7 protein-coding genes are annotated in these 9164 nt (G+C 67.3%); 6 read left to right on the plus strand and 1 reads right to left on the minus strand.

Going from position 1 to position 9164, the window contains the following annotated elements:
* The first annotated feature begins 121 nt into the window (after nucleotides 1–121).
* The 6 genes from RT513_RS17545 to RT513_RS17570 all read left to right on the plus strand — a co-directional run bounded on the left by RT513_RS17545 (nucleotide 122) and on the right by RT513_RS17570 (nucleotide 7230).
* The gene (locus tag RT513_RS17545) at nucleotides 122–1036 is read left to right on the plus strand and encodes a diacylglycerol/lipid kinase family protein (protein ID WP_256947397.1); all 915 of its coding nucleotides are present in this window, start codon (nucleotides 122–124) and stop codon (nucleotides 1034–1036) included.
* Entirely contained in the window at nucleotides 1033–2019 is a 987-nt protein-coding gene (locus RT513_RS17550; protein WP_290687278.1) for a metallophosphoesterase family protein, read from the plus strand. Before RT513_RS17545 ends, RT513_RS17550 begins: the two co-directional genes overlap by 4 nt.
* A gap of 151 nt (nucleotides 2020–2170) precedes the next feature.
* Nucleotides 2171–3967 (plus strand): glycoside hydrolase family 15 protein, encoded by a 1797-nt coding sequence (locus RT513_RS17555; protein WP_290687277.1) that lies wholly within the window; start codon nucleotides 2171–2173, stop codon nucleotides 3965–3967.
* A gap of 199 nt (nucleotides 3968–4166) precedes the next feature.
* Nucleotides 4167–5111, plus strand: coding sequence for a Bug family tripartite tricarboxylate transporter substrate binding protein (locus tag RT513_RS17560; protein ID WP_290687276.1), 945 nt, complete (start codon nucleotides 4167–4169; stop codon nucleotides 5109–5111).
* Nucleotides 5108–5716 carry a tripartite tricarboxylate transporter TctB family protein gene (locus RT513_RS17565; RefSeq protein ID WP_290687275.1) on the plus strand — a complete coding sequence of 203 codons (609 nt, stop codon included), beginning with the start codon at nucleotides 5108–5110 and terminating at the stop codon, nucleotides 5714–5716. Before RT513_RS17560 ends, RT513_RS17565 begins: the two co-directional genes overlap by 4 nt.
* A complete protein-coding gene (locus tag RT513_RS17570) occupies nucleotides 5713–7230 on the plus strand; it encodes a tripartite tricarboxylate transporter permease (protein WP_290687274.1) in 1518 nt (505 codons plus the stop codon). Before RT513_RS17565 ends, RT513_RS17570 begins: the two co-directional genes overlap by 4 nt.
* Nucleotides 7231–7264: 34 nt before the next feature.
* Here the strand turns inward: RT513_RS17570 and RT513_RS17575 are convergent, their stop codons facing one another.
* Nucleotides 7265–8518 (minus strand): aminopeptidase, encoded by a 1254-nt coding sequence (locus tag RT513_RS17575; protein ID WP_313534196.1) that lies wholly within the window; start codon nucleotides 8516–8518, stop codon nucleotides 7265–7267.
* Nucleotides 8519–9164 lie beyond the last annotated feature (646 nt).

The raw sequence follows: 9164 nt of genomic DNA on the forward strand, positions 1-9164 counted from the left end.
CGATTTCTGCTCCGGTATGGGTCTGAAAGGCTTTCTCGGGGCCCGCGAGAGTTGTTCCACCAACGATGCAACCGGCTTGCCCGCTCTGCGTTGGCTCATGGCTAAAGAGGACGGAAACGGAATGCAGGCGAAGGCCATCGGCGTCGTGGCGAATGCGGGATCGGGACGGAACTCGCGCGAGAAAGAGGCGGTAGAGCACGCGATGGAGGTCTTCGGCCCCAACGCGCGGCTGGTTTACTGGGAGCCGGAAACCGACAGGATGGCCGATCTCATCGATGAGCTGGAGGGCGAGGGGCGCGATCTGATCGTGGCCGCCGGGGGGGACGGCACGATCATGGCCGTTGCCTCCGAGATGCGGGACCGCAAGGCCGCGATGGGGGTATTGCCGCTCGGCACGTTCAACTTCTTCGCGCGCGGGCTGGGGCTGCCGCAGGAGCCGCAGGAGGCGGCGGAGGCGATACTCGCGGGCCGGGCAGAGAAGATGTCGCTCGGCACGGTGAACGGACAGGTGTTCCTGAACAATGCGAGCCTTGGCATTTACCCCTCGATTCTGAAGCAGCGCGAGGACGTGTATGAGCGCTGGGGGCGCTACCGGCTGCTGGCCCACTGGTCGGTCATCAAGACTTTTCTGGGCTTTCAGCGGCCCATGCGCCTGTCCATCCTTGCGGATGGGGAGCGGCGGGAGTTCCGTACGCCGCTGCTGTTCGTGGCCCGCTCCGCCTATCAGATCGAGCATTACGGCCTGGAGGGGACGGAGGCGATCAACGGAGATCGCTTCGCCATGTTCGTGGCCAAGGCCGAGGGCCGGGCCGGGCTGTTCCGCCTTGCGTGGCGTCTGGTGAGCAGACGGCTTGAGGTCGGGCGTGACGTGACGCTCATCGACGCGGCGGAGATAGAGGTGGAACTGCGGCAAAAGACCCCCCTCGTCGCCTTTGACGGCGAGAAGGCACGGATGCGCGCGCCCCTTCGCTTCGAGATCCTGAAGGATGCGATCAGCGTCGTCATGCCCAGCCCCGAAGACGAGGTGTCCGCATGAGCCGCATCGTCCACCTCTCCGACCTGCATTTCGGCCGGACCGACCCCGCGCTGTTTGCCCCGCTGGTGGAGGCGGTGAACGGCCTGAAGCCGGATCTGACCGTCATCTCCGGCGATTTCACCCAGCGTGCCCGCGTCTGGCAGTTCGAGGAAGCGCGCGCCTTCCTGAACCGGCTGACCGGGCCGGTGCTGTCGGTTCCCGGCAATCATGACACGCCGCTCGACAATCCCTTTGCGCGGTTCCTAATGCCGTGGAAGCGCTATCGCCGCTTCATCAGCCGGGAACTGGAGCCGGAGTTCCGCAGCGGCGATATGGTGGTCGTGGGGGTGAACACGGTGAACCGTTTCGCCTGGCAGCAGGGGAGAATGCCGAAACACGCGCTGGGCCGGGCAAAAAAGGCCTTTGCCGAGGCCGGCGATGCGGCGCGTATCGTCGTGCTGCACCACCCGCTCGAGCAGCTGCCGGGTGCGCGGAAACCGGTGATGCGGGGCGCGTCGAAAGCCGTCGAAGGCTTTGCCGGGGCGGGGGCGGAGATCGTGCTGTCGGGGCATATCCACAACACCCATATCGCCCCGTTCACCAATTATCCGCATGTGCTTTTCGTGCAGGCGGGGACGGTCCTGTCCACCCGTCTCCGGGGAGAGAAGAACAGCTTCAATCTGATCGACATCGACCGCGACCGGGTGGAGATCGCCGCCCTCGCCGTGGATGAGGCGGGCCGCTTCGCCTCCACGCCGCCCCATGTCTTTCGGAAAAGCGGGGAAGGCTGGATCGCGGCGGGCACCGGCACCTCTGCCGAACCCGCCGCCAAACCTTTCACCGCGGACATACCGCTGTCGGCGGAGGCGGAACATGTCCCCGGCCGACCCGCGGGGGAGTTCGGCTCCGCGACCGGGCAAGCCGGGCCGGAACCGGGCCGGCAGGGTATGGACGATCCAATGGACATGCCGCCGCCCGCCCCGCACGCTGCCCGGAGCCGCTAGCACCCCTGTTCCCTGCGCTACAGGACACGCCGGTTTGACAATTTGCGTCTGCCGCACCCGCTGCCAATGGGTTAGGCAGGGAGCGACCGCTTCCCTCAGGAGCCACTTCCCCCCGCCCCCGACGGCCGGACCAAGACAGAAAGGACAGCGCATGTCGCGACCCGCCTCCCCTTCGCTCGACCTCGGGGTCATCGGAAACTGCTCCTCCGCCGCGCTCATCGACAGGGAGGCGTCCCTCGTCTGGATGTGCGCCCCGCGCCTTGAGGGGGATCCGGTATTCTGCCGCCTGCTGGACCGGGAGAAGGCGGAGGGCGGGGACTGGACGATCCGGCTGGTGGATCAGGCAGGCTCCACCCAGCGCTATCGCCGCAACACCGCGATCATCGAGACGGAGCTGGTCGATGGCGAGGGCAACCGCCTCCGCATCACCGATTTCTGTCCCCGCTTCCGGGCGCATGGCCGGATGTTCCGCGGCCAGACGGTCGTGCGGCTGGTGGAGCCGGTCGCGGGATCGCCCCGGATGCAGATGCTGATCCGCCCCCGTCACGACTATGGCAACGCCCGGCCGGAGACGACGCGAGGTACGAATCACCTCCGCTTCCTGCTGGGGGAGCAGGTACTGCGGCTGACCACCGATGCGCCGGTGGAATACATCGCGCATGAGACGCCCTTCATCGTGGACAGGCCCTATGCCTTCCTCCTCGGCCCGGACGAGCGGCTGACGGATTCGCCCCGCTCCATCGCGCGCTCCTTCCTGCGGGAGACGGAGCAGTACTGGCTGGAATGGGTGCGCAGCCTGTCGATCCCGCCGGATTATCAGGATGTGGTCATCCGCTCCGCCATCACGCTGAAACTCTGCTCGACGGAGGAGACGGGGGCGATCGTCGCCGCGCTGACCACCTCCATCCCGGAATACGGCGACAGCGGGCGGAACTGGGATTACCGCTTCTGCTGGCTGAGGGATTCCTATTTCACCGTCAAGGCGCTGAACAGCCTGTCGGCCACGCGCACGATGGAGGATTATCTCTCCTACGTCTCCAACATCGCGATGGGGTCGGAGGGAGGATACCTTCAGCCGCTGTTCGGCCTTGGGCTGGAGCGGGAGATCGATGAGCACATCGTGCCCTCGCTGCCCGGCTATCGCGGGCACGGCCCGGTGCGGCGGGGCAATGCGGCCTATACCCAGATCCAGAACGACGGCTACGGCTCCGTCATCCTGTCGATCATCCAGTGCTTCTTCGACGAACGTCTGCCCGTGATGGGGGGCGAGGCGCTGTTCCGCCAGCTGGAGGTTCTCGGCGCGCAGGCGGAGAGCCGCTGGGACCAGCCCGACGCCGGGATCTGGGAATTCCGCACCCGGAACGGCGTGCATACCCATTCCTCCATGATGTGCTGGGCGGCCTGCGACCGGCTGGCGCGGATCGCGGCGCGGCTCGGCCTGACGGAGCGCGCCCGCTACTGGCGCGCGGTGGCCGACCGCATCCGGGAGGGTGTGCTGAGCCGGGCATGGAACACGGAGCTGCAGAGTTTCGTCGCGACCTTCGGGGGCGGCGATCTGGACGCGAGCCTGCTGCTCATGCCGGAAATCGGCATTCTGGAGGCGTCCGACCCGCGGTTCCTTTCCACCCTCGCGGCCTGCGAGAAGTGGCTCCGCTTCGGCAACCACCTCTACCGCTACCGCGCGCCGGACGATTTCGGAGAGCCGGAGACCGCTTTCACCGCCTGCACCTTTTGGCTCATCGATGCGCTGATCCGCGTGGGTCGGCGGGAGGAGGCGCGGGAGATCTTCCTCGACATCCTGTCACACCGCAATCCGATGGGGCTGCTGTCCGAAGGGGTGCATGTGGAGAGCGGGGAGCTCTGGGGCAATTTCCCGCAGACCTATTCGATGGTCGGGCTGATCAACGCGGCGGCCCGCCTGTCGAGGAGCTGGGACGAGGTGCTCTGAGAAAGCGGACAGCCTGCAAGGGCCGCCCCCCGCTCCCCCGCCTTCACCAATCGGCGATCACACAGTTGTCATAAGGCAAACCTCTTTCTATCCTGATCCTGACCGCGCAGGCGGCCCCGGCCAAGGGGAGGGCCGGGGAAGGACATTCCCCGGGGAAGGAGGCGCTTTCAGGAAAAGCGCCGTTGGAGGAGGACCATCCATGAAACACTTCGCATTGGCGTCGCTGATTGCTGGCGCGCTCTCGCTGCCCGCGATGGCGGCGGATTACACGATCATCGCGCCCGCCAATCCCGGCGGCGGCTGGGACCAGACGGCCCGCACCATGCAGACGGTGCTTCAGGAGGCGGGCATCTCGCGCAGCGTGCAGGTCCAGAACGTGCCGGGTGCGGGCGGCACCATCGGGCTTGCGCAATTCGTCAGCCAGAGGAAGGGCGATCCCTCCGCGCTGATCGTGGGCGGCTACGTGATGGTCGGCGCGATCCTGACCAACAAGTCGCCCGTCGGGCTGGACGACGTGACGCCCATCGCCCGGCTGACCGGCGAATATGAGGCGGTGGTCGTTCCCGCCTCCTCCCCGTTCCAGTCGATCGGTGACCTGATCGCCGCGTTGAAGGAGAACCCCGGCGCGGTAAGCTGGGCGGGTGGCTCCGCCGGCGGGACGGATCACATCGCGGTCGGCCTCATCGCCAAGGCGGCGGGCGTGGATCCGACGAAGATCAACTACATCGCCTATTCCGGCGGCGGCGAGGCGCTGGCCGCGATCCTTGGTGCGCAGGTTTCGGCGGGCGTTTCTTCGCTGGGCGAGTTCGAGGGGCAGATCAAGGCCGGCACGCTGCGGCTTCTCGCGGTTTCCTCCGATGAGCGGGTGGCGGGCTTCGACGCGCCCACGCTGAAGGAATCGGGACTGGACGTGGTGCTGGAGAACTGGCGCATGGTCGCCGCCGCGCCGGGCCTGACGCCGGAGCAGAAGGCCGCCGTCTCCGCCGATATCGAGAAGATGGTGAAGTCGGCGGAGTGGCAGAAGCAGCTTTCCGACAAGGGCTGGGCGGATACCTATCTCGCGGGCGACGCCTTCGACGCGCAGTTGAAGGAAGACATCGCCGCGACGGACGCCGTGCTCAAAGACATCGGTCTGGTGAAATGAGTGACGGCCCGGTGAACGGGCAGCGCCACGGTGAGCTGAGGCACGGTGAACTGGGCCGCAGTGAGCTGAGGCACGGCGACCTGAAGCATGGCGAACTGGGCCGCGGTGAGCCGGGTCATGGCGGGCGGGGAGGGCGGCGCGCCGATATCGGCGCGCTCACCATCGCGGCGGGGCTGTTCGTCTTCGGCGCCGTCATCATTTCCGATGCGATGCAGCTCGCGGATCTCGGCGGCTATTCGCAGGTCGGGCCCGGGACCGTCCCGGAAATCGTCGGCGGCGTGCTGATCCTGCTGGCGATCTGGACGGTCGTGGCGGCGTTCCGGCACGACTTCCCCGAGCGGGAGCGAGTGGAGGTTCCGCCGCTTCTCTGGGTGGTGGGCGGGCTGGTCGCCCAGATCCTTTTGCTGATCCCGGCGGGTTTCTCCATCGCCACGGGCGTGATGTTCGGCGCGACGGCGCGCGGCTTCGGCTATCGCAACCTCCTCTTCGCCGTGATCGTGGGGGTCGTCCTGTCCTTCGCGGTCTGGCTGCTGTTTTCGCAATTGCTGCAACTGCACCTGCCGGAAGGCGTGCTTGAAAACCTCTTTCTGAGGGCGGTCCGGTGACGACATTCGATTTCCTTCTGCAGGGCCTCGCCATCGCCATGCAGCCGATGAACCTGCTCTATGCGCTGATCGGCGTGACGCTGGGCACGGCGGTTGGCGTGCTGCCGGGGATCGGCCCCGCGCTGACCGTGGCGCTCCTGCTGCCGGTGACCTACAAGCTCGACCCGGCCGGATCGCTCATCATGTTCGCGGGCATCTATTACGGCGGCATGTATGGCGGCTCGACCACCTCCATCCTGCTGAACACGCCGGGGGAGAGTGCCTCCATCATCACCGCGCTGGAGGGCAACCGGATGGCGCGAAAGGGGCGGGGTGGCCCCGCGCTCGCCACCGCGGCCATCGGCTCCTTCGTGGCGGGGCTGATCGCGACGCTGCTGCTCGCCTTCATCGCGCCGCTCATCGTGAAGCTCGCGCTGGTATTCGGCCCGCGGGAGTATTTCGCGCTGATGGTGCTGGCCTTCGTCACCGTCTCCTCCGCCTTCGGGGACTCGGCGCTGCGCGGGCTGACGTCGCTGTTTCTGGGGCTGGGGCTGGCCGTCATCGGGATCGACCAGCTTTCGGGGCAGGCGCGGCTTTCGTTCGGCATGCCCGAACTGCTCGACGGGGTGGAGGTGACGACGCTGGCCGTCGCCATGTTCGCGATCGGAGAGGCGCTCTATCTCGCCTCGCAGCGATGGTCGGGCAAGGATGAGGTGATCGCGGTCAAGGGGTCGCTCTGGATGAACCGGCAGGACTGGAAGCGGTCGTGGAAGCCCTGGCTCCGGGGCACCGCGATCGGCTTTCCCATCGGCGCCATGCCGGCAGGCGGCGCGGAGATCGGCACCTTCCTGTCCTATGCCGTCGAAAAGAAGATGACCAAGCATCCCGAGGAATTCGGAGAGGGGGCCATCGAGGGCGTCGCCGGGCCGGAAGCCGCGAACAATGCCTCCGCGGCAGGCACGCTGGTGCCGCTGCTCACGCTCGGCCTGCCGACGACGGCGACGGCAGCGATCATGCTGGCCGGGTTCCAGCAGTTCGGCCTGCAGCCCGGGCCGCTGCTCTTCGCCACGAACCCCACGCTGGTCTGGGGGCTGGTGGCCTCGCTGCTGATCGCGAATGCCATGCTGCTCGTGCTGAACCTGCCGCTGATCGGGCTGTGGGTGAAGCTGCTGACCATCCCGCGGCCATGGCTTTACGCGGGCATCCTGCTCTTTGCGACGCTGGGCACCATCGGGGCCAACCCCTCGGTGTTCGAGCTGGCGATGCTGCTGGCTTTTGGCCTGCTGGGCTTTGTGATGCGGCTCTTCGGCTATCCGATAGCGCCGATTGTGGTGGGGCTGATCCTCGGCCCGCTGGCGGAGCAGCAGCTGCGCCGGGCGCTGGCGATCAGTCAGGGGGACTGGACGGTGCTTGTCTCCTCGCCGGTCTCGGCGGGGCTGATGACGGTGGCGGTCCTTGCCTTCGTGGTGCCGATGATCCTGCGTCTCCGCGGCCGCGGCAAGGTGTTGAGCCAGCTCGCCGCGGATGAGGACTGAGGGGAAGGGGCGCACGCGCCCCTTCCGCCATGGCTCAGCGCGTGGCCCATTCCCCCTTGCGGAACACCGGCACCCGGGTGCCGTCCGCGCCGATCCCGTCGATGTCTATCTCGCCGGAGCCGATCATCCAGTCCACATGGATGAGGCTGGAATTGCCCCCCTGCGCGGCGATCTGCTCCGGGGTAAGCGTCGCCCCGTCGATGAAGCACTTGGAGTAGCACTGGCCGAGCGCGATGTGGCAGGCGGCGTTTTCGTCGAAAAGCGTGTTGTAGAACAGCAGCCCCGATTGCGAGATGGGGGAGGAATGGGGCACCAGCGCCACCTCTCCCAGCCGCCGCGCGCCCTCGTCCGTATCCAGCGCCTTGAGCAGCACGGCCTCTCCCCTGGTGGCGCGCGCCTCCGTGATGCGGCCGCCCTCGAACCGCACTTCGATATTGTCGATCAGCGTGCCTTGATGGGCGAGCGGCTTGGTGGAGCGGACATATCCCTCCACCCGCCGGGAATGCGGCGTGGTGAACACCTCCTCCGTCGGGATGTTGGGGTTGCAGGTGATGCCGTTCTTTGCCGGTGAGGCGCCGCCCATCCACTCATGCCCGTCGGCAAGGCCCACCGTCAGGTCGGTGCCGGGTCCGGTGAAGTGGAGCGCGGCGAAACGGTGCCCGTTCAGCCAGCCGGCGCGCGTCTTCAGCGCGGCATTGTGTGCGGCCCAGGCAGCGACCGGGTCCGGCCCGTCAACGCGGGAAGCGGCGAAGATCGCGTCTGCCAGGCGCGCCACCGCCTCCTCTTCCGGCAGGTCGGGAAAGACGAGCCGCGCCCAGGACGGGTTGGGGTAGGAGACGATGTTCCAGTTGATATCGAAATTGGAGATCTTCTCCAGCGCGGGTTTGTAGGCGGCGGAATTGGCCCGGTTGGCGCGGGCCACTCTGGCCGGATCCTGTTCGGCCAGAAGCATGGGATTGTCGCCCGAAACGGCAAGCCGCGCGGCATTCCCGTCATAGGCGGCCGCCATGCCGCGATAGAGCCAGTCCGGCGCGCGGTCGAACGAGGCATCCCGGCCCTGCTGGAACCGAGCGAGCGTCACTCCTTCGTCCGACAGGATCGGCGTCACCACGCCCGCACCGGCGGCATAAGCCCGCGCGGCGATGCGGCGGACGAGAGGCAGGGCGGCGACCGGCGCGGTCAGCACCAGATCCTGCCCGGGCTGGAGGTTCAGACCCACCTTCACGGCAACTTCCGCGAGACGGTCGAGCCGCTCCTCGCTCACGGGTCCGGTCGCGGGTCCACTCACGGGTCCGTTCGAGGGGTCGACGGGGGATGGCTTGTTCATCACACGCTCCTTGGCTTCCCGCAAAGCATAGCCCGCGCCGGGGCGGCGTCAAAGGCTGGGCATCCGGTCTGCGGAGGTATCCCGCCTGCGAACGCATGAAGGCCAGGCCGGTATATCCCGCCTCCGCCAGCCCGCGCGCCGGTGGCATCCAGAGCAGCGGTCCTTTAACAGGCGACTGAAAAGTCCTGAAGTGTCAGGTCTATGCGCCGGAAACCGGAAAATCGGCCCGTAAACGCCCGGAAATATATAGATTTCCGGCTGGATTTCGTCAGATGGCGAAGGATTTCCGCTCCAACACAGGCCAAAAAGCCTTTTTCAGCAGCCTGTCAAGCACCCTCGGCACCCGCGGTTGCCAATCGACCGGTCGTGTTCCCCCGGGGATTTTCGGTCGCCCTCCCTTTCGCGGCCCTTTCCCCGGCCTTCTCCGATCAGGCAGGCTGCGCTCCCTGCCGGTCCGGTGGAGGTGCCGGAGCATGCACCCCGTGACCCCGGCGGCCCCCGCGCCCCCGGCGGCCCTCGGCGGACCGCTCGGCGCGTCAGGTCGGATCGCCGAGCCGTCCGATGGCGGCGGCGGTATCGCCCATTCGGTTGGAGAAGCCCCATTCGT

Source organism: Haematobacter sp. (assembly GCF_032102465.1).
Lineage (GTDB): Bacteria > Pseudomonadota > Alphaproteobacteria > Rhodobacterales > Rhodobacteraceae > Haematobacter.

Excerpts from the sequence above, each read along its gene's own strand:
- RT513_RS17555 (WP_290687277.1), top strand. The coding sequence starts at position 2,171 with ATGTCGCGACCCGCCTCCCCTTCGCTCGACCTCGGGGTCATCGGAAAC.
- RT513_RS17545 (WP_256947397.1), top strand. The coding sequence starts at position 122 with ATGCAGGCGAAGGCCATCGGCGTCGTGGCGAATGCGGGATCGGGACGG.
- RT513_RS17560 (WP_290687276.1), top strand. The coding sequence starts at position 4,167 with ATGAAACACTTCGCATTGGCGTCGCTGATTGCTGGCGCGCTCTCGCTG.
- RT513_RS17550 (WP_290687278.1), top strand. The coding sequence starts at position 1,033 with ATGAGCCGCATCGTCCACCTCTCCGACCTGCATTTCGGCCGGACCGAC.
- RT513_RS17565 (WP_290687275.1), top strand. The coding sequence starts at position 5,108 with ATGAGTGACGGCCCGGTGAACGGGCAGCGCCACGGTGAGCTGAGGCAC.